Source organism: Nocardia sp. NBC_01388, from assembly GCF_045040085.1.
Taxonomy (GTDB): domain Bacteria; phylum Actinomycetota; class Actinomycetes; order Mycobacteriales; family Mycobacteriaceae; genus Nocardia.
On record NZ_CP109553.1, the window covers coordinates 6,605,058 to 6,624,786 of the forward strand.

The 19,729-nt window shown below is 66.0% G+C and carries 20 protein-coding genes; 9 read left to right on the top strand and 11 right to left on the bottom strand.

Going from position 1 to position 19,729, the window contains the following annotated elements; translation table 11 throughout:
* The first annotated feature begins 12 nt into the window (after positions 1-12).
* The 7 genes from OG716_RS31730 to OG716_RS31760 all read left to right on the top strand — a co-directional run bounded on the left by OG716_RS31730 (position 13) and on the right by OG716_RS31760 (position 7,990).
* Entirely contained in the window at positions 13-1,533 is a 1,521-nt protein-coding gene (locus tag OG716_RS31730; RefSeq protein ID WP_405134145.1) for an MCE family protein, read from the top strand.
* Complete coding sequence (locus OG716_RS31735) at positions 1,530-2,564, top strand: MCE family protein (protein ID WP_405134146.1); 1,035 nt, start codon at positions 1,530-1,532, stop codon at positions 2,562-2,564. The genes OG716_RS31730 and OG716_RS31735 overlap by 4 nt, the downstream gene beginning before the upstream one ends.
* A complete protein-coding gene (locus OG716_RS31740; protein ID WP_405134147.1) occupies positions 2,561-3,556 on the top strand; it encodes an MCE family protein in 996 nt (331 codons plus the stop codon). Before OG716_RS31735 ends, OG716_RS31740 begins: the two co-directional genes overlap by 4 nt.
* Positions 3,553-4,647, top strand: a complete 1,095-nt coding sequence (locus OG716_RS31745; RefSeq protein ID WP_405134148.1) for an MlaD family protein — start codon at positions 3,553-3,555, stop codon at positions 4,645-4,647. Before OG716_RS31740 ends, OG716_RS31745 begins: the two co-directional genes overlap by 4 nt.
* Positions 4,644-5,756, top strand: a complete 1,113-nt coding sequence (locus OG716_RS31750; protein ID WP_405134149.1) for an MCE family protein — start codon at positions 4,644-4,646, stop codon at positions 5,754-5,756. Before OG716_RS31745 ends, OG716_RS31750 begins: the two co-directional genes overlap by 4 nt.
* Positions 5,753-6,925, top strand: coding sequence for an MlaD family protein (locus OG716_RS31755; protein WP_405134150.1), 1,173 nt, complete (start codon positions 5,753-5,755; stop codon positions 6,923-6,925). Before OG716_RS31750 ends, OG716_RS31755 begins: the two co-directional genes overlap by 4 nt.
* Positions 6,926-7,063: 138 nt before the next feature.
* The gene (locus tag OG716_RS31760) at positions 7,064-7,990 is read left to right on the top strand and encodes a hypothetical protein (RefSeq protein ID WP_405134151.1); all 927 of its coding nucleotides are present in this window, start codon (positions 7,064-7,066) and stop codon (positions 7,988-7,990) included.
* A 134-nt stretch (positions 7,991-8,124) separates the two neighbouring features.
* Here OG716_RS31760 and OG716_RS31765 read toward each other — a convergent pair whose 3' ends face one another.
* The 6 genes from OG716_RS31765 to OG716_RS31790 form a co-directional block, all read right to left on the bottom strand.
* Positions 8,125-8,793: an RNase H family protein gene (locus tag OG716_RS31765; protein WP_405134152.1), complete on the bottom strand. Its 669-nt coding sequence runs from the start codon at positions 8,791-8,793 to the stop codon at positions 8,125-8,127.
* Positions 8,794-8,803: 10 nt separating this feature from the next.
* Positions 8,804-9,358: an SRPBCC family protein gene (locus OG716_RS31770; RefSeq protein ID WP_405134153.1), complete on the bottom strand. Its 555-nt coding sequence runs from the start codon at positions 9,356-9,358 to the stop codon at positions 8,804-8,806.
* A gap of 126 nt (positions 9,359-9,484) precedes the next feature.
* Positions 9,485-10,669: an L-2-hydroxyglutarate oxidase gene (gene lhgO, locus OG716_RS31775; protein WP_405134154.1), complete on the bottom strand. Its 1,185-nt coding sequence runs from the start codon at positions 10,667-10,669 to the stop codon at positions 9,485-9,487.
* 11 nt (positions 10,670-10,680) lie between these two features.
* Positions 10,681-11,499 (bottom strand): hypothetical protein, encoded by an 819-nt coding sequence (locus OG716_RS31780; protein WP_405134155.1) that lies wholly within the window; start codon positions 11,497-11,499, stop codon positions 10,681-10,683.
* A gap of 355 nt (positions 11,500-11,854) precedes the next feature.
* Positions 11,855-12,646 carry a TIGR03084 family metal-binding protein gene (locus tag OG716_RS31785; protein WP_405134156.1) on the bottom strand — a complete coding sequence of 264 codons (792 nt, stop codon included), beginning with the start codon at positions 12,644-12,646 and terminating at the stop codon, positions 11,855-11,857.
* A 121-nt stretch (positions 12,647-12,767) separates the two neighbouring features.
* Positions 12,768-14,123, bottom strand: a complete 1,356-nt coding sequence (locus OG716_RS31790; protein WP_405134157.1) for a hypothetical protein — start codon at positions 14,121-14,123, stop codon at positions 12,768-12,770.
* A gap of 341 nt (positions 14,124-14,464) precedes the next feature.
* Here OG716_RS31790 and OG716_RS31795 point away from each other — a divergent pair, with 341 nt between their 5' ends.
* Positions 14,465-14,752 carry a hypothetical protein gene (locus OG716_RS31795; RefSeq protein ID WP_405134158.1) on the top strand — a complete coding sequence of 96 codons (288 nt, stop codon included), beginning with the start codon at positions 14,465-14,467 and terminating at the stop codon, positions 14,750-14,752.
* A gap of 64 nt (positions 14,753-14,816) precedes the next feature.
* Here the strand turns inward: OG716_RS31795 and OG716_RS31800 are convergent, their stop codons facing one another.
* The 4 genes from OG716_RS31800 to OG716_RS31815 all read right to left on the bottom strand — a co-directional run bounded on the left by OG716_RS31800 (position 14,817) and on the right by OG716_RS31815 (position 18,609).
* Positions 14,817-15,824 (bottom strand): zinc-binding dehydrogenase, encoded by a 1,008-nt coding sequence (locus OG716_RS31800; RefSeq protein WP_405134159.1) that lies wholly within the window; start codon positions 15,822-15,824, stop codon positions 14,817-14,819.
* 425 nt (positions 15,825-16,249) lie between these two features.
* Positions 16,250-17,110 (bottom strand): alpha/beta fold hydrolase, encoded by an 861-nt coding sequence (locus tag OG716_RS31805; RefSeq protein ID WP_405134160.1) that lies wholly within the window; start codon positions 17,108-17,110, stop codon positions 16,250-16,252.
* A gap of 78 nt (positions 17,111-17,188) precedes the next feature.
* Complete coding sequence (locus OG716_RS31810) at positions 17,189-17,761, bottom strand: TetR/AcrR family transcriptional regulator (protein ID WP_405134161.1); 573 nt, start codon at positions 17,759-17,761, stop codon at positions 17,189-17,191.
* Positions 17,761-18,609, bottom strand: coding sequence for an alpha/beta hydrolase (locus OG716_RS31815; RefSeq protein ID WP_355125223.1), 849 nt, complete (start codon positions 18,607-18,609; stop codon positions 17,761-17,763). The genes OG716_RS31810 and OG716_RS31815 overlap by 1 nt, the downstream gene beginning before the upstream one ends.
* Before the next feature lie 131 nt (positions 18,610-18,740).
* Between OG716_RS31815 and OG716_RS31820 the strand changes: the two genes are divergently transcribed.
* Positions 18,741-19,211, top strand: coding sequence for a MarR family winged helix-turn-helix transcriptional regulator (locus OG716_RS31820; RefSeq protein WP_405140042.1), 471 nt, complete (start codon positions 18,741-18,743; stop codon positions 19,209-19,211).
* Between the two features lie 19 nt (positions 19,212-19,230).
* Here OG716_RS31820 and OG716_RS31825 read toward each other — a convergent pair whose 3' ends face one another.
* On the bottom strand, positions 19,231-19,695 hold the full coding sequence (locus OG716_RS31825) for a hypothetical protein (RefSeq protein ID WP_405134162.1): 465 nt from the start codon (positions 19,693-19,695) through the stop codon (positions 19,231-19,233).
* Between the last annotated feature and the right edge of the window lie 34 nt (positions 19,696-19,729).

Genomic DNA, 19,729 nt, shown 5'->3' on the forward strand with positions numbered 1-19,729 from the left:
GGGGCGAACACCATGATCATCGATCCGAGCGGGCGCGGCCCGACCATGCGGCAGTTGCTCATCGCCGGCGTTTCCGGGCTCATCGTCTTCGCGATCATCCTGGGTTTCCTGATGGCGCGGTACAAGGGCTACTTCGTCGAGAAGGTCAATGTCACCGCGAATCTCAGCACCACCGGTGACGGCCTGCCTTCCAATGCCGACGTGAAGTTCCGCGGCATCCTCGTCGGTGCGGTCAAGGATGTGTCCGTGGCCGACCAGGGCGCGGCGCAGGAGGTGCACATCGAGATGAAGCCGGAGTACACCTCCGGCATCCCCGCGAATGTGACCGCGCGCGTTGTGCCCTCGAACCTGTTCGCCGTCACCTCCGTCGAACTCGTCTACAACGGGGCCGATTCCGCGCATCTGAAGGAGGGTTCGCAGATCGCCGAGGATCGCTCCGAAGGCACCATCGCGCTACAGGACACGCTCACCACGGTGCGCAATATCTTCACCAAGATCGATCCGGTGCAGTTCGGCCGGGTGCTGGGCACGCTCTCCTACGCGCTCGACGGCAGCGGCCGCGCGCCCGGCTCCACCATTCAGCGGGTCGACGACTGGCTGCAGGGTGTGCGCGGCGCGGTCCCCGATCTCGGTGCGACGCTGACTGATTTCTCCAATTCGTTCCACGCGCTCAACCAGTCCGCACCGGAACTGATGAGCGTGCTGGCCGATTCGGTGAAGACGGCGCAGACCATCTCCGATCGCCGCGCCGATCTGGTCGCGCTCATCACCGGGGCCAGCGGCACCGTGGACAAGGTGAATTCGCTGTTCGCCCGAAACCCCAACCTGGGCAAGGACGTCACCACGGGCACCAGTGCCCTGTTCGGTGCGCTCTCGGACGACCCGTCCTCCATTCCGCAGGCCATCGCGAACCTGAATACCTCGATCCACAAGCTGAACTCGACCTTCAACTGGGGTCCGCAGCGGCAGATGGCCTGGAATATGGGCATCACCTTCACGCCGTACAAGCCGTACACCCGTGACGACTGCCCGCGCTACGGCGACCTCGCCGGACCCAGCTGTGCCACCGCACCGCTGGTGTCCGATCCCGGCACCCTGCCGGAGTCGATGCGCCCCAAGGCGCTCGATTCTGCGGCCGGCCTGCCGAAACTTCCCGCGCCGCCGGGCTTCCCGACTATTCCGGGCCTGAACACCACTGATTCACTGCTGCCGGATCCGAAGACGGCGCAGCCGGGCAATCCGTTCGCGGGCACCCCACTGCAGGGACTGTTCCCGAACCTGTTCCCGGCCGCGCCCGCCCCGGCTGATCCTGCCGCGCCCGCCGCCCCGGCCGATCCGGCCGCCCCGGCGGCTCCGGCCGCGCTCACCCAGCCGGCAGCGGCACCGCGTCAGGCCGCGCCGATCGCCTTCACCGGCGACGATGCGATCACCGCGATACTGGGCCGTCGTCCGACAGCGGCCGAATACCTGCTGCTGAGCTCGATCCTGAGGGGTGGAACGTTGCAAGTTTCCGAAAGCGGGGCGGCTAAGTGAGCATTCGCAAGCCGCTGATCGGGTTCGGCATCTTCGCCATCGTGGCCGTCCTGGTGACCGCGGTCATCTGGAACACGTTGGCGCGCACCGTCAACGGGCCCACCAATACCTACTCCGCCACCTTCACCGATGTGCTCGGCCTGCGGACGGGCGATGACGTCCGCATGGCCGGCGTGCGCGTCGGCAAGGTGGAGAAGATCGACCTGGACAAGAAGAACCAGGCGCTGGTGACCTTCATCGTGCAGAAGGATCAGACGCTGTTCGGCGATACCAAGGCGCTGGTCCGATATCAGAACCTGATCGGCCAGCGCTATGTCGCACTGGCTCCGGACACCAAGCCGGGCGGCTCGCACACGCCGCTGAAGAACAACGGTTCGATCCCGGTGGAGCGCACCGAGCCGTCTTTCGATATCTCCGCGCTGCTCAACGGTTTCCAGCCGCTGTTCCAGGTGCTGCAGCCGCAGCAGGTCAACGATCTCTCCAACACCTTCATCCAGGCGCTGCAGGGTGACGGAGTCTCGCTGAGCGGCTTCATCACTCAGGCCGCGGCGCTGGCCAGCGACTTCCAGCGGCGCGATGCCATCCTCTCCGATGTCATCACCAACCTGTCCGGCGTGATGTCGGGTCTGGCCAAGCGCGGTGATGAACTCGAGACCCTGGTGACCCAGACCCGCTCGCTGATCGGCGGGCTCTACGCACAGGGGCAGTCCCTGCAGACCTCCACCGTGCAGATCGCCGACGCGACAACCTCTCTGGTCTCCATGATGAGTCAGATCCAGCCGAAACTGCTGCTGGCGCAGTCCTCCACCACGAACGCGCTGACCCTGCTGCTCGCCAATGGCGCCAAGCTCGATCAGGCGGCGGTAGACCTGCCCGGCATCCTCAGCGATCTCGGCAAGTTCAGCCAGAACGGCGCCTACGGCAATGCCTACCTGTGCAGCCTGGATGTCTCGCTGTACGGAGTCCTCTTCCCGCGCGGTCTGTTCGACCAGATCGGCGGCAACTCTCACTCGGCGGTGTGCCGTCCATGACGAAACTCAAAGCTCGTTTCAGCGCCAACCGTAATTTCTGGCTCGGCCTGTTCGGCGCCGGTCTGATCGTCGCGCTGCTGCTCGGTTCCACCGCGTACCGGTCACTCGGCATCGGCGAGAACAGCATCAAGGCGGAATTCGTGCAGACCGCCGGCATCAAGACCGGTGACAAGGTGGCCATCTCCGGCGTTTCGGTCGGCACCGTCTCCGGCGCGGAGCTCGAGGGCGACCACGTACTGGTCACCCTCTCGGTCAAGGACTCGGTGAAGTTCGGTCCGGACGCGCACGCGACGATCAAGATGGCCACCCTGCTGGGCGCGCGCTTCGTCGATCTGGTGCCCGGCGACGGTTCCGGGCTCAAGGGCAATCGAATCCCCAAGTCCAATACCGCCGTTCCCTACAACCTGGCCGATGTGGTGCAGGAGGGCACACCGAAGTTCGAGGAACTCGACACCAAGAAGCTGGCGGATTCGCTGAATCTGATCAACCAGCAGATGGGTGACAGCCCGCAGCTCACGGTGCAGGCGCTCGATTCCGTCGGTGCGCTGGCCAAAACCCTGAACGATCGCAAGGATTCGGTCGACAAGCTGCTCAAGGACATGGACCGGGTCACCAAGATTCTCGGGGACAACAGCAACAGTGTGCTGCTGGTGATCACCCAGGGTCAGGCCATCGCCAATCGGGTGATGGAGCGCCAGGGCCTGCTGCGTACGCTGCTGGACAATGTCGCGACCCTGAGTCGTCAGTTGCAGCAGATCGGCGCGGACAACAACAACCAGTTCGGTCCGATGCTGGCACAGCTCAACACCATGGCCGACGGCCTGCAGAAGAACAAGGACAACCTGGACCGACTGCTGTCGATCATGCCGGTGTCGGTGCGGACGTTCAACAATGTCTTGGGCAACGGCAATTACGGCGACGTCGCCCTGCCGTGGCTATTCCCGGACAACTGGCTGTGCGGCGTGCAGGTGAACGAGGGGTGCCACAAATGACAATCGCAGCCAGGATCACCAAGGTGGCCATGATCGGTGCGGCCGCCCTCGCGGTGGGCAGCTGCTCGATCGTGCCGCTCGGGGTGAAGGATGCGGTCGGGCAGACCCAGCACTTCACCGCCGACTTCGAAAATATCGCGGGCATGTTCGAGGGCAACCCGATCACCGTGCTCGGCCTCGACGTCGGCAAGGTCGACAAGATCGTGCCGAAGGGTCAGTACGTCGAAGTGCACATGACCGTGGACGGGGGCGTGAAGATCCCGAAAAACGCGATCGCGGCGCTGATTTCGCCCTCCATCGTGACCGACCGGCATATCGAGCTCACGCCGCGCTACACCGGCGGTGACGTGCTGAAGGACGGTTCGCACCTGACCATCCAGCAGACCAGGACCCCGGTCGAGCTGGACACGATGATCAAGACCATCGACACCTTCGCCGCGGCGCTCAAGCCGACGCCGGGGCAGGACGGCATCGGCCCGCTGTCGGGCCGGGTGCTGTACCCGATGCTGAACGGCAACGGCGAGAAGATGCGCGACACCCTCAATGCGCTCTCCGGTGCGCTGAAGGTCGGCGTCGACAACAAGGACGCCGTTTCGACCATCATCATCAAGCTGAACGAGTTGACCACCATGCTGGCCGATAACGACCAGTCGGTGCGCGACTTCAGCAGCAATATCACCCAGATGACCGGTCTGCTGGCCGATCAGGCGCCCGGCCTGCAGGCCACGCTGGATCAGCTGAACAGCTTCCTGGCCAACACCAGTGGCGCGTTCTCGCAGTACTCCGATCAACTCAACGGCACCCTGACCGGGCTCACCAATGTCACGAACCAGCTGCGCGCCAATGCAACCGGTCTGGTCGAGGTCGTCGATGTCGCGCCCCTGCTCATGCAGAACCTGGATCGGGCGGTCAACCGGCAGGGACAATTCGTCCGGCTGCACGGGATCATCGGCACCGCGCTCTCCGGCGAGATCATCAGCACCTTCTGTGAGCGCATCCAGATGCGGTCGGATGGCTGCCGCACCGGGAAGATGGAAGATTTCGGACCTGACTTCGGTCTGACCGCGGCCATGTTGGGACTGACCAAATGAGTAGTCGATTCGTCCGAGATGTCGTGCTCGCCAGGCGCTCTCGCCGCGCATTGGTGGCGCTCGCTGTCACCGCCACGCTGGGCGCCTCCGGTTGCGGCCTGACCGTGGACAAACTGCCGCTGCCCAAGCCCGGCGTCGGCGGCGATACCTATACCGTCCATGCGGTTTTCGACAATGCGCTGAATCTGCCGGACCAGGCCAAGGTCAAGATCGGCGGTTCCGACGTCGGCGTCGTCACCAAGATCACGACCAAGGATTTCAAGGCCAATGTGGATCTGGCCATCCGCACCGATATCTCGCTGCCGGCCAACTCCACCGCCGAACTGCGCCAGGCGACTCCGCTGGGCGACGTCTTCGTGGCGGTGTCCAAGCCGAAGAGCGATACCGGCCAGGCGCTGCTGAAAGACGGTGGCACGCTGACCAATACCTCGGCCGGCGCCACCGTCGAGGATCTGCTGCTCTCGATCTCCATGCTGTTCAACGGCGGCGGCATTGCCAGCCTGTCCAAGCTCACCTCCGAACTGGACTCCATCGTCGGCGGCCACGGTCAGCAGCTCAGTTCGGTGCTCACCCAGATGACCAGCGTCATCACCAATCTCAATGCCAACAGCAAGCGCGTGGACAATGTGCTCGCCGGCTTCGACGCGCTCGCGGACACACTGCAGGCGAACCACGATCAGCTCGGCCAGGTGGCGAATACGCTGCCGAGCATGATCGGCGCGATCGCGGAGAACAACCAGGCCATCGGCGATCTGCTCACCAAGGTCTCGACAACCAGTGCCGCCCTCGGCGATTACGCGAACACCACCTCCGATCAGCTGGCCGGTCTCCTCGACAATGTGCACAAGCTCATGAACGCGCTCTCGCAGACCTCGCAGGATCTCGGACCCATGCTCGACGGGTTGCACGAGATCCGGCCTGCCGCCGATGCGTCCTTCAAGGGCAATGTGCTCGCCGTCTCCGCGACCGCCACCATGCTCGACATCGGTCTGCTCACCGATCCGGCCAACAGCAAATTCCCTGATCTGCGTGATCTCAACGACTTCGGCGGCAGCCTGGTCCAGGTGCTGCAGATCATTTACGGACGGATCAACGGGGTGCACAAGTGAACTGGGTGAAGCGGCACCGGAATCTGGTGTCCAACGGTGCGCTCGTGCTCATCCTGCTGGTCGGCGCCGCCTACCTGGCGGTGAGTGTCATGCGCGTGAATCCGCTGCGCGAAACGTACCGGGTGACAGTGAATCTCGACCGCTCCGGCGGTCTGCAGGCCGGCAATGACGTGACCCTGCGCGGCTACCGCATCGGTAAGGTCACCGCTATCAAGCTGATCGACAGCGGTTCGGCCATCGCCGCCACCGCCGAGATCGACACCAAGTACAAGATCCCCACCGACACCCTGGTATCGGTGGGCTCGCTCTCCGGCGCGGGTGAGCAGTACATGGACTTCCGGCCCGAATCCGACCAGGCCCCGTATCTGGGCAATGGCGCGACCGTGAAGTTCGACCCGGACAAGGTGAAGACGCCGACTCCGGTGTGGTCGGTGCTCGACAATTCCAGTGCCCTGATCGCCCAGGTGGATCCCGACAAGTTCAGCACCATCCTGACCGAGCTGGACACCGCGCTCTCCGGCGGCCCCGACCAGCTGCGCTCGCTCATCGATGGCATCAGCACGGCCACCACCGGACTGGACAATCTGCTCCCGCAGACCGTCAACCTGATCAAGAATCTGCAGACGATCACCTCGACCACCTCGATGGCGCAGCCGGATCTGGGTACCCTGACGCGCAATTCGGGCGTACTGTTCCAGCAGTTCAACGACGCCAATGCCGAGCTGCAGAAACTGCTGGAGCAGTCTCCGGCGCAGTTCCAGCAGCTCGGGGCGGTACTCGACAAGACCGCCGACCCGATGTCCAGCCTGCTCACCAATTTCGCGGCGGTCACCAAGGCCGCGCAGCTGCGACTGCCCGCCCTGCGCGCGCTGTTCCCGGCGCTCGTGGTGGGCACCTCGGCCATGGGCGTCCCCGCCCATGACAATGAGTTCTACACCGTCGTGGACATCTGGCCGCGGCCATTCTGCGACTACAGCACCGCTAAGGTACGCACGGAGATCGCGACCGACAACACGCTGCCGCGCTGGGCCAGCTACTGCACCAATCCGCCTGCGGATCAGCAGATTCGTGGCTCCGGCAATGCGCCTCGCCCGGATATCCCGGACAACGGTGCGCTGCCGCCCGCCGGCGCCGACCCGAATGAGCGCACCCTGCCGCCGATCAAGTGATCGGTGCAGACAAACTCCACCGCTGGCGCGGTGAGACAAATCCGACCTGGCGGTTTCATTGCCGGGTTCGGCATACTCGCCTGACTGAACCTATTTGGCGCGTCCGCAGCGCGCCGGGAAAGCGTGGGGATCGATCCAATGTCGGATGACGCCGCCCAGGACAAGAAGAACAATGACGAGGCCGCCGAGGCCGTCGCCGTGACACCGGGGGGCGATGCCGACACGGGAAAGGTTGATGCCGAGAAGACGGCAGCTGCCCCCGCCGCCGAAAAGGCCGAGACCACGGACCTGACCAAGAAGGCCGAGCCCGACAAGGCTGCCGAGTCCGACCAGGTCGAGGACACAGCTCCCGCCGCCGAGGTTCCGGGTGCCGCTGACGCCACGCCTGCCGCGGAGTCGGCCGAGGACGCGGCGAAGGCCGAGAAGCCCAAGCGCTCCGGCATTCCCGGCGGCAGCCTGGCGGTACCGGTCCTCGCACTGATCGCCGCGGGCGTCGTGCTGATCGCGGCTGTCGCCGCCGGCGTGGTGTTCTGGCTCAAGGCCGATGACCGCAAGACCGAATTGTCCGAGCGTGATTCGGCCACCGCCACCGCCTGTGACTTCGGCACCACCGTCACCAATTACGACGCGGCCCACCTGGACGACTACTTCACCAACGTGAAGAACCTCTCCACCGGCGACTTCGCCAAGATGTTCAACTCCACCACCGACGGTCTCCGGGACGCCATGGTCAGCGTCAAGGTCAAGTCCACCCTGAACGAGATTCACTGTGGCTGGGTCTCCGGTGACAGCGATAAGGCGAAGGTCATGGTGGTGCTGACGCAGAACCGCACCAGCCAGCTTGCCGCAAAGCCCGACTCCCTCACCATCGGCGCGATCGCCGAGATGGAGAAGGACGGCGGCAAGTGGAAGGTAGCCAACTTCGACAACCTGCCCTCCCAGGGCAACAATGCCCAGAACCCACTGGTCCCCGGCGGCGCCCCCTCCGGTAGCGGGCAGCCCACCGCCCCGGCCCCCTCGGGCGCCCCGGCCCCGGCGCCGACAACCCCGGCAGCTCCCAAGTAGTCCGAGGCCGAATGGTCCGAGCCGAAAAGAACCGCCCTAGGTGATCTCTCACCTGGGGCGGTTCTCTTCGACAGGGCCCCCGTCGTATCTTCCGGGGGTTTGGGGCCAAGCCCCCAAGAGCTCTCCCTTGCTCGCTAGAACAGGGTGAGTGCGTCGGGTGCCGGAGTTTTCGACGCGGCGACCCGCCGGCGCGGCGTGGCGGGCGCGGGGTGCGGCGCACCACTTGCCGCGACTTCGGGAGCAGCCGAAACCGTTTCGACAGGGCTGATCACCGGAATGGGTTCGGTGGTCGGTTCAATCGGAATGGGTTCGGTGACGGGCTCACCGGGGATGGGCGCGGGTGCCGTCACCACGGGGTCGGTGCCTTTCCCGGAGGCGGCGACCTCACGGGCTGCCTGACCGCAGAGCTGATCGGCCTGCTCATTGAAGTAGTTGCCGACATGACCGCGCACCCAGCGGAAACGCACGGGTCCGGGCCGCGTGGAGATGGCACTGTCGATCTGCTGGATCAACTCGAGGTTCTTCACCGGACCACCGGTGGAGGTCTTCCACCCATTGCGGCGCCAGCTGTTGATCCATTCGGAGGCGCACTTGATCGCATAGAGCGAGTCGCTCTCGATGAGCAGTGGTTCGGAGCTGCTGTGCGCGCGTATGGCCTCCAATAGGGCGCGTAGCTCCGCGATCTGATTGGTGCCCGAAGGCGCACCGCCGCTGGCCGATCCGCCTGCGTGATTGACCCACGCCCAGCCGATGGCCCCGCCCGGGTTACGCAGGCACGATCCGTCGGTGCTCACGATGATCATGCTCGCAACCCTACGCAATCCGGCCGACAAGATCCGTTCCGTGGAATTCCTCTATCTCCCTTCGCAATTGCGATTCGGTGCGTCGCACGGCTGATTGTACGGCGGCAGCCAGCATTCGGGAGAGCAGGCGGCCGGTGAGCCCACGCGGGGTCCAGTACTCGATTTCCGAGGTCAGCACCGCCCGGCCGTAGCCGAGCGGGTCGAATCGCAGGGTGATGACGCACAGGGGTGAACAGCAGGCGCCGGTGTCCTGCACACCGCCGCCGCTCTCGATCGTTCCATCACCCTGCGCGGGCGCTGACTTCCCCGTCCTGCGCCTGCGCAGCGTGTACTCGATAACCGCGTTGCGGCGGTAGCCGGTGATCTCACACTCGACCGTGGGATGCCAGAGACCTGCCCGCAGCGTGGCTGCGAAGACCGTGCCCGCGCCGTGATCGCTGTCTCCGAGTGGTTCGAAGGCGGCGACGGCGAAGGCCCAGTCCGGCACGAACTGATGGTTGTCCGTGTACGTGAACGCGACCTCCACCGGTGCCCCGACGTCGCTCGCGTATTTCATGTGGCCCATAGGCTGCTCCCTGTCCCACGGCTGCCCACAAAAGTACTACAGCAGTCCTATTTAATGAATGGATACCCGGATATGTAGTCCGGGTAACCGTCATCCACAACCGGATTGCGGTAATTCACAGAATGGTCAAGCGTCCAATTGTGCGGCGATATGCGCGGCAATCGGCAGGGCCGACGTCGCAGCCGGAGAGGGAGCATTGAGTACATGCACGGAGCGCGCAGTTCGTTCGAGGAGAAAATCGTGCACGAGCGTCCCGTCCCACCGCACCGCCTGCGCCCGGATGCCCGCCTCCCGCGGCAGTAGATCCTGCCGCGTCAACTCCGGGCAGTAGCGCCGGCACTCGGCCAGATAACCGCGCTTGAACACCGAATTGCGCATCTCGCGCAGTCCGGTGCGGACATTGGCCGCCGCCACCCGATGGAATCCGCGGTATCCGAGAACCTCCCGCGCATCCCGCAGATCCACACTGCCCTTGCGATAGCCTTCGCGTGACAACCCCAGCACGGCATTCGGCCCGACGGTGAGTCCGCCATCGATGGTCGGGCTCAAATGCACGCCCAGGAACGGCAATTCGGGATCCGGGATCGGGTAGATGAGGGTGTGCACCAGATCGCTGCGGTCCGGCGGCAACTGGTAGTACTCGCCCCGGAACGGCACGATGCGCAGATCGGTGTCCACCCCGGCCAGTCGTGCCAGGCGATCGGCCTGCAGCCCGCCGCACACCACCAGCCGCGCCGCGCGCCAACTACCCGAGGGCCCGGAAACCGTTACCGCGTCGGCGGTTTCGTCGATGGCGGTGATCTCCGTGCCCAGCACGATCTCGCCGCCGGCCGCGCGCACCTCGTCCGCCAGCGCTGCGGTGACGCGCTGGTAGTCGATGATCCCAGTGCTCGGCACGTACAGCGCGCCGACCCCGGTCACCCGCGGTTCCCGGCGTACCAGTTCGGCGGTGTCGAGCAGCTCCACCTCGACGCCATTGGTCACCGACCGCTCGTAGAGCGTCACCATGCGGGCGTGTTCGGCGGAATCGGTGGCCACCAGCAGTTTTCCGCACACTCGGAACGGAATGTCGTGTGCGGCCGCGAATTCCTTGGTCTGCTGTGCACCGGCCCGGCACAGTCGCGCCTTCAGGCTGCCGGGTTCGTAGTAGATCCCCGAGTGGATGACTCCGCTGTTGTGGCCGGTCTGGTGGACGCCGAGCGCGTCCGCCTTCTCGACCAGCAGCAGGCTGGCGCCCGGATGCCGGTCGAGCAGGCGATACGCGGTGGCCACCCCGACGATTCCGCCGCCGATCACGCAATAGTCGTGCACACCGGAAAGTCTCACACAGTGGAGGTGCGCGAGCCTCCGTCGGAGGTGAGCGTGCCGGTGCGGGCGCTGGTCTGGCCGCCGGTGGTCTGGCCGACCGGCGTGGACGGGTCGGTCGCGGCCGGTGGGGTGAGCTCGGCGGGCGCCGTCTCCGAGTCGGCCGGTGCGGGCGCGGTATGCGGTGCGAACCGCACGCCGTAGCGCCCGAGGGCCGGATCGGAGAAGGTCACGGTGACCTCACCGCGCCGGGTGTCCACATCGGTGCGCAGCTGGGTATTGGCAGACGGATCCGAGCCGATGCCGAGCTGCTGACCCAGCGGACTGTGCAGCACCAGATCGGCGACGGTCGCGAAGACATTGGTGTCCAGCGTGACCGATACCGAATTGAGCTGCGCCGGAACGATTGCCGCGCCCACGTAGGCAGTGCCGAGCCGAATCTGACCGGCCAGCGCGCTGGGTCGCTGCCCGGCGGCCGGCGCGCCGGCGGAATTGCCCGGGTTGGCAGCCGGAATCGGCTCCAGCCCAGCAGTTTCCGCCTTGTGCGAGGTGAAAAATGAAGCGAGACCGATGGTATCGGCGGTCGGCGTGACAGGTCCGGGCAGCGGGTCCCCGGCACCGGTGATCGGTGGCGAGAACTGCCCGTGTGCGAGGCTGGGTGTGGCGGTCATGGTGCCGGACTTCTGTGTTCCGGCCATTTCATTGGCGACATAGGATCCGGCGGCGACGGTCAGGCCGATGCTGGCCATGCCCGCGGTGACGATGGCGCTGAAGCGGAGCACCTGTGCTGCGCGCCGAGACGTCCGGGCGGCCTGCGTCGCGAGTTGATGCGACATGACTGGTGCGTTCCTTTCCCTCTCCCCTGGTCCCCCTGCGTCTTTCGACGCCCACGACCCGCACCATTGAAAGTCGTACGCCCGTCCAGGTTACGGCGGCACGCGGCAGGACCCCTCGCCCTCGAGACCAGGATCACAGGCACTGTACCGGCAGGTGAGACTCAGGAGTCCGAAATGAGAAAGTCGAATGCCGACGCACAAGCATGTTTCCGGCATCTGAAGGCTGGGTAATTAGCGGATAGCGGCGAGCGCCAACTCGACTGCCATCGAGGAACCTCCGGCCAATGTCGTCCGGTCGGCACCAGGCACGGCGCACCTACGGTGGCGCTCGCTCGCTCCAAGCCCAGACGGCAGGTCAGTCGAACTGACCTGCCGTCCGGCCTGTTCCGGGCGGCCCGGCGAAAGCCTGTGCCAGGCCCAGCCATTCGAGCGCGTCCGCGCCTTCTACCTGCAGCGCGAGATCGTCCAGGTGGCGACGCTGGGTGACGGCGAGGCAGAAGTCCAAGGCGGGTCCGGTGATTCGCTGCGGCGCGTCCTCCGGCCCCCAGGCCCACGTGCTGCCGTCGGGTGCGGTCAATTCCACGCGGAACTCCTGCTCGGGCGCGCTGCGGCCGTGCGTGATGTACGCGAAGTTCCGGGTCCGGACACCGAGGTGGGCAATGTTCCGCAACCGGTCGGTCGGTACTCGGGTGACGCCGAGCGTGTCCGCCACATCCTGGCCGTGCGCCCACGTCTCCATCAGCCGCGCGGTCACCATGGAGGCCGCGCTCATGGGCGGGCCGAACCACGGGAGCTTGGCGCCGGCCGGCACCGTGCGCAGTGCCCGCACCAGCGTTTCGCGATCGTGACGCCAGGCGGCGAGTAGTTCGGGCGCGGGGGTCTTCGCCTCTTCCTCGGCGGCCTCGTCCACGAAGGTCAGGGCCTTCGGCAGGGCGGCCTGCACGAGTGCGTCGAAGGCCACGGCATCGGCGGCGGCAATGGCCGCCACACGGTCGGTCCAGGTGAGGTGGCCGATCTGATGTGCGATGGTCCAGCCGGCCGCGGGGGTGTCTCGCTGCCAGTCGGCGGGATCCAGATCGGCGACGAGCCGATCCAGCTCACCGCATTCGGCGGTGAGGTCGGCGAGCAGCGCTTCCAGGTCGGCCATCGCAAGTCCTTGTCGCAGAGTGGAACAGGCACGCACGCCGATGGCGGATGCCGTCGCCGGTCAGCATCGCAGCGAGGTGGAAAAAATGCAAGCGTGCGTGCTTGTATTTTCCGAGGCGCTCCTACCAGCCGAAAATCACCAGGTGCACCGCGCCGACACCCAAGCCCAGCAGGGCGCCGTGCAGGTAGAGCAGCCAGGCATCCTGTTCCACCGAGGCGTAGAACATCTCCATGAACTCGCCGGGTGTGAGTTGTTTGAGCTTGCGGGCGGCGAATTCGTCGATCTTCTTGGCCTGGGTGGCCGCGAATTCCTCGTCCTCGACCAGGGTCGGGGCGAGTCCCGCCGCCGCGTCCGCCGCGCCGATGGTCAGATTGTCGAATTGCCGTGCGCCGAAAACGGTTCGGACGAAGGTGTGGGTGGGACCGAGCTGCCGGTGGATCTCGGCGGAGATGAGCCGCTCCAGCAGCTGCCGGGTCTTGTCGCCATTGGTGCCGTCGAGCAGCTCCTTGGCCAGGTTCGGCAGCGTGAGCACCTGGTAGGCGAGCAGATGTGCGAGATCGGCCGCGGCCTCCGGCTGCCGCTTGGCCAGCAGCGCCTGCTTCCACAGGTACTTGTAGCGCGGCTGCGGATCGCCGGGCTCGAACACCATTTTGACGGCGATGACGTTCACGGTCACGCCGATGGCGGCCGCGGCGGTCAGGATGACCGCCCAGTTCGGAATCCAGCCGATCACCGGAATGCTCTGGTGCACATGCATATACAGCGCCAGCAGCAGGCCGAACGGCGCGCCGAGTAGTCCGATCTTCACCATGAACTTGAGCTCGGGCGCGGCGATGGTGGTGGTGAGGTCCTTCAGAATGTGCGGGTTCTCCCGCAGGTACCCGATGACGAAGCCCTTGATATCGATGAGCTGATCGACATTGTCGCCGAGCTCCTCGAAGGCGCGCCGGGCCAGCGTCGGCAGTTCGCGCTCCACCCGCTGGTAGAGCACATTGCGGACTGCCCCGGGCACCGCGCCCCACAGATCCGGGTTCTCCCTTTTCATGATCTCGTTGACCATGGCCGGCACCTGTTTGCGTCCGACATCCGCGATGTAGTCGGAAATACCGTCCAGATCGAGTTCGTGGATGAAGTCCTTGGGACTGCCGATTCGCATAATGGCGACATCCACACAAATGCTCGCCATCTTTTCGGCGCGCGCGGGAATGAACCCTTGGAAGCCGAGCTGTTTTCCATCGCCGGAGAAGGTGGGCAGCACCTGTACCCGGCGGGGCAGATACGGGTAGAGGATGTCCAGGCCCGGGACGCGGAATCCGCGAAAGTACAGCGGCCAGAACAACATCAGGACGCCGGTCCAGTTGGTCAGCCAACCGGCGATGGCGCTGAAGATCGGGAAACTCACCAGATCGACGACGAGTTTCGGCTGGCCGATCAGCTGCTCCCAGTCGATGAAAGCACCCGAGGCCAATGTCGTCATTGTGGCGTCCCCCTGTGGCCGAGCAGATTGTGAGATAACGGACAACCAACACTCTCATCGGCGAAGGGTGCTGTCAAAAGGTCGATGGCCTTGGTGAACGTGTCATATTGTGCGGAGTTTTCGGACACCGGGAATACTGGTCGGTCGACCATAAAAGTAGCTGAGGAGAGCTGGATGGCTGTGGACCGCCACGGCTTTCTGACCGGTGCCGCAACCGCCGCCGGCATCGCGACGGTAGTCGCGACCGCCGGGCCGGGGCTGGGCCGAACCCGCGCACGCGCCGACCATCACCAAACTGCCCTTCCCCGATACCGCCGAAGTGCGGATTCTCGTCACCGGCGATGCGGGGACCGGCGCCCGGCCGCAGTGGGCCGTCGCCGACGCCGCCCGCGCCCTGCACGCCGAGCAGCCGTTCTCCTTCGCGCTCGGCTTCCGGCGCAGCGGCCAAAACCAATTCCGGCGCGCATGCCACCGATCCGGCCAGGATCACCCCGTCGCTGTACGAGAATTTCACCGACCTCGGCTTCATGGTCCTGAACCTGACCCAATCCTCGGCAGACCTCACGGTCTACACCGTCGACCCGTCAACCGCCCAGCCCACCAACGCTTTTCAGCGCCGACTGGCCTGAAGCCCGCCATCCCGGCCGACATGCCCGTCATCCCGGCATGTTCTCGGCCGGGATCCACCCATCCTCAGGGCTTCAGCACGATGCGAATCGGATTGCCCTCCTTGGCATCCAGCGCGTGCACGGCCTTGGCGGCATCGGCCAGCGGCACCACCGCGCTGACCGACCGGGCGAAGTCGACCCGCTGCAGCCCTTGGAGTTTCACCAGTTCGGTGACGTGCTCCGGCGCCGAACCGTAGTGCCCGCGCAATTGCTGCTGAAAGAAGCTGAACGCCGTCCCGTGCGCGATGGTGATCGGCTTATCGGTCAGCCCGACCAGCACCAGCCGCCCCTTGGGCGCCAGGCAGATCGCCGCCTGCTCGCGCACCGCGGCCACCCCGGCGAAGTCGAACGCGGCGGCGAGCCCGGTCCCCGAGGCCGCCCACACCTTCGCCCGCAGTTCCGGATCGGCCGGATCGAAGGCGAAATCCGCACCGAATTCGAGCGCGCGTTCCCGCGCGGCCGGCAATGGATCGATCGCGATGATCGGCGCCGCACCCACCAGGCGCAGCAACTGCACCCCGTGCGCACCCAGTCCGCCGACACCCCAGACGCCCACCGCCTCACCGGCTTTCACCTCGGCGGTAGCGGTGATGGCGGCCCACGGCGTGGACACCGCATCCGGAATGAAGCACGCCTGCTCGAACGGCAATTCATCCGGAATCGGCACCAGCGTGTCGACCCGGGCCAGCGTGTACTCCGCCCACCCGCCGTCGTAATCCACCCCACGCGTGAAGGTAGCGCCATTGCGCAACTCCCCCGCCTGCAACAGCACCCGATCCCCGACCTTCGCGTCTGTGACCCCCGGCCCCAGCTGATGCACGGTCCCCGCGACCTCATGCCCGAGCGTGACCACATCGCCCTTCAAGAACAGCGGCGACAGCGTCCCATCGATGAGATGCACATCCGACAGGCAAACCCCGGCGGCCTCCACCTTCACCAGCACATGATCGGCCCCGGGTTCCGGTACCGGCACCTCATCCAATTCCAGCCTGCGGTCAGGTCCCAGATGTAGTCGCGCCGCCAACATATTCATCGACTCCTATGGCCTTGGGATCGGACATTCCGCCCCGCCGCCATGCTAGGCCGCCACCCCGCACCACCCGCCCGATATCCCGCCCCGGCCTGACCACGCACCCGAACAACCCGCCGTCCCCCCGCACGACTGCGCCTGCTGTGCACGACTTCGCCGTCCAGCGCACGACTTAGCCTGCCCCGCACTACTTCGCCTTGCCGCGCAGGAATTTCTGTGCCGCGCACGGGATTGTCAGCCATTTCGTAGGTGTTGGTAACAACCTGTGCGGCAGCCGCAGTGAGTCCTCAGCCCGTCGACTCTGCCCGACAACCCGTCATCCCGGCGCGCTTTTGGCCGGAATCCACACCCGGGCTGCTCGGCCGATCCAGATGGATTCCGGCCAACAGCATGCCGGAATGACGGGGCGAATTGCCAGATGGATGCGCTCAGCTTCGAGCTGAGTCCTGCGCAGTCGGTCTGGCGGGAGCGAAGGCTTCTGCGAAGAAGCCGGTGACTATGGCGGTCACTTCAGGGGCGCGTTCGAGCATGGGGACGTGGCCGGAGCGGTCCAGCCATTCGGCGCGGTCGGGGCGGAGCTGGGCGTTGAGGGTGCGGCCGGCGGCGGCGGAGAGGATGCGGTTCTCGGTGCCCCAGATGGTGCAGATCGGGGGGAGCTGATCGCGATCGGGCCAGTGGTCCAGTGCGGTGAAGGCGGACAGGTCGCGGACCAGGCCGACCAGGGCGCGGGCCGGGAAGCCGGCGGAGAGCGGCGCGACATAGGGGCATTCGCGATAGGCGCGGCCGCTGAAAAACCAGGAGCGAATGGTGCTGCGGGCGAACCACTTCGGGGTGTGCCAGCCGCCGAGGATGCGGGCGCCGAGGGTGGGGAGGCCGCGGGTGATGCGCGCCAGTGCACCCAGATCGCCGTGCATGGCGGTGGATTCGGTCAGCGGATTGATCGCGACGACCGCGCGGACCAGTCCCGGATTGCGCCGCGCCAGGGTGAGGCTGATGGCCGAACCGAGGCAGTTGCCGACCAGGCCGGCGTCGGTGAGCTCATGTGCGAGCAGGAATCGCCGCACCAGTTCGGTGTAGCGCTCCAGGGTGAATCCGTCGGCCGGCTGATCGGAGCTCCCGTAGCCGGGCAGATCGAGCGCGTACACCCGGTATCGCCCTGCGAGAGCGGTGATCTGCGGCGTCCAGATCAGATGTGAGGACCCCGCATTGTGCAGGAACACCACCGCTGGTCCCTCGTCGCCGTGCTGTAGGTAGGCGATGCGAATACCGTCGAACTCGAAGTTTTCCATGATGCTCCCCGTGGCCACACTGCCGGTGATGTACTCATGGTCCGCCGAAAACCGCTGCTGTCTATGCTTTTCAGCCGATCAATCCGAGGCCGCGTCGCTGAAACCGCGGTCGAGGAAGCGGATCATCCAGTCGAAGCTGTGCTCGGCGTCGTCACTCCACTGGAATCCGTCGGCGGCCTGCAGGCTGGCGAACCCGTGGAAGGTACAGCGCAGCGTGCGCACCGCGTGCACCATCTCGGATTCGGGAATGCCGTAACCGCGCAGCACCACCTGAATGGATTCCATGACGCGGGAACTCGATTGCAGCAGTGGGTCGTCCGGCCCGGTGAAGACCGCGCCGACGGTGGCGGCGTAGCGCCCGGGATGTTCCACCACGTAGTGCCGGAAGGCGTCCGCGAAGGCCGCGAGCGCCGCACTGCCCGAGCGCCCGTGCATGGCATCGCGGACGCGCTGATCGAGTTCGTTCATGGCGAGCGCGGCGACCCCGTGCTGCAGATCCGCCAGTCCGTCGATGTGCTTGTAGAGCGAGGGCGTCCGGACTCCGAGCCGCTGTGCGAGGGGACTCAGCGCCAGGTTCGCGAAACCCACGTCGTCGGCGAGCGCGGCGCCCGCCGCGACGACATCGGTCTTGCTGAGCCCGACTCTAGGCACTACGCATGCTCCTTCAGGAACGGCAGGATCAGGGCTGCGGTCTGATCAGCCAGCTGTGCATGAGGGTAGTGGCCGCCGTTCTCGATCAGGCCCAGGCTGCCCAGCCCGGCGGGCAGTGCGGCGATGACGGCCTTGCCCTCGGCCTCGGGGCTCGGGAAGTCCGGATCGGCGGTGCCCATGATGATCAGCGCCGGCTGGGTCACGTTCGGCAGCTGCGCCTGCGCATCGGCCGGGGTCGACTTACCGGTCTTCATGAATTCGGCCATGCGGCCCGGCTCGCGCAGCTTGGCGGCGAGGTCGGCCATGTACTGGTCGTAGTCGGCGGGCTTGGTCGGGTAGGCCACGTCGAGGTACTTCAACCACTGGTTGATGCTCTTGAAGATCATGGTGCCCATGAGCGGGACCATGCCGCGGCGGTGCCGCGAATTGGTGATCAGCGCACCGATATTCACCTTCTGCTCCAGGGTGAACGGGTTGATTTCGACAATGGCCCGCACCAGCTCGGGCGACTTCGCCGCCGCGATGGTCACGGCCCCGCCGGAGATGGAGTGCCCCACCAGGATCGCGGGCCCGCTGTTCAGTCCGGCGACGAGGCCGAGCAGATCGTTCGCCACGTCGGTCCGGCTGATGGCTTCCTTGCCGGTCTCGGACGGCCAGTCCATGCTCGATTCGCCGTGTCCGCGCAGATCCGCGCTGACCACCCGGTACCCGGCCGCCGCGAGCTGCGGTGCCAGGAAGCGGAAGGCCTTGCGGCTGTCGCCGATGCCGTGCGAGAGCACCACCAGCGGTCCCTCGCCGATCGAGTCGTAAGCGATCCGGCCGCCGTCGATGTCGATGTACTCGGTCATGTTGTTCTCTCCTCGTTAAAGCTAACTGCAATAGCCATAAAGCTAATCGCTTTAGCCAACGTCGTCAACCCCTCAATTTTCGATCGATCCGGGCCGGATAGTTGCCATATAAACTGTCCGGCGTGGCGGGCATGGAGAACGCGGATACCGAGGATGAAGTGGGCGCGAACGTCGGCTACCTGGTCTGGCGGCTGTCGACCCGCTGGCGCGCCACCCTCGACCGCGCCCTCGCGCCCTACGGACTCACCCAGGCCCAGTACTCGGTGCTGGCCCCGCTCTACGGCCTGACCAGGGACGGCACCCGTCCGAGCCAGCGGCGACTGGCCGATCTCACCGGTCTCGACGCCGTCTACATCTCGAAACTGGTGCGCGCTCTCGAACGGCTCGGACTGCTCACGCGCACCGCCAGCACCGCCGACCCGCGCGCGGTCGAACTGTCCCTGACCGACTCGGGTGTCGAAACCGCGGAGCGCACAATAGAACTCGTCTACAACCTGCGGGATCGATTGACCGCCCCCCTGGGCGGCAACAACAGCGGGCGCACCGCGGAGCTCGCCGCCATGCTGCGGGAACTCCTCGATGCGCCCGAGGGTGTCGAATAGCTTTGTGGTTAAGGCGTTTTCACAGCGCCTGTCCCGCGCGGAGCTTCTTCGCCCGCTCGATGACCGAAGCCAACACCCGATGCGCGGTGGCAAGCTCCTCCGGATCGGATCCGCCGAAGATGGGCCGGGTCAGCGGCCCGACCGTCTGCATCAGGGTCTTCAGCTCGGCGGCCCCCGCGGCGGTGAGCTCCACCGGCCCGGGGCCGTCCACGGCGGCACCGCCGACGAACCCCTTGGCTTCCATTCCGCCGAGTAGTGCGGCCGCGCCCGCCGCATCGATGCCGAGTTGCCGCTGCCCGGCCAGATAGGCGTGGAATTCGGCCGGTACGGCGACCGGCCCGCGCGTCGCCAGTGCGCGCAGCACGGCGTATTCCTTGCTGGTGGTGCTGAATCCGTTGGCGGCGAGCGTCGCCTCGAGCAGGGCGGTGACCGCCCCTTCGGCCTCGGCGATGTCCTGGCCGGTGAGTGTGGGTGCGGTGGTCATGGCTGACTCCTGGGTGTGGCGGAAGTGCGTCCGA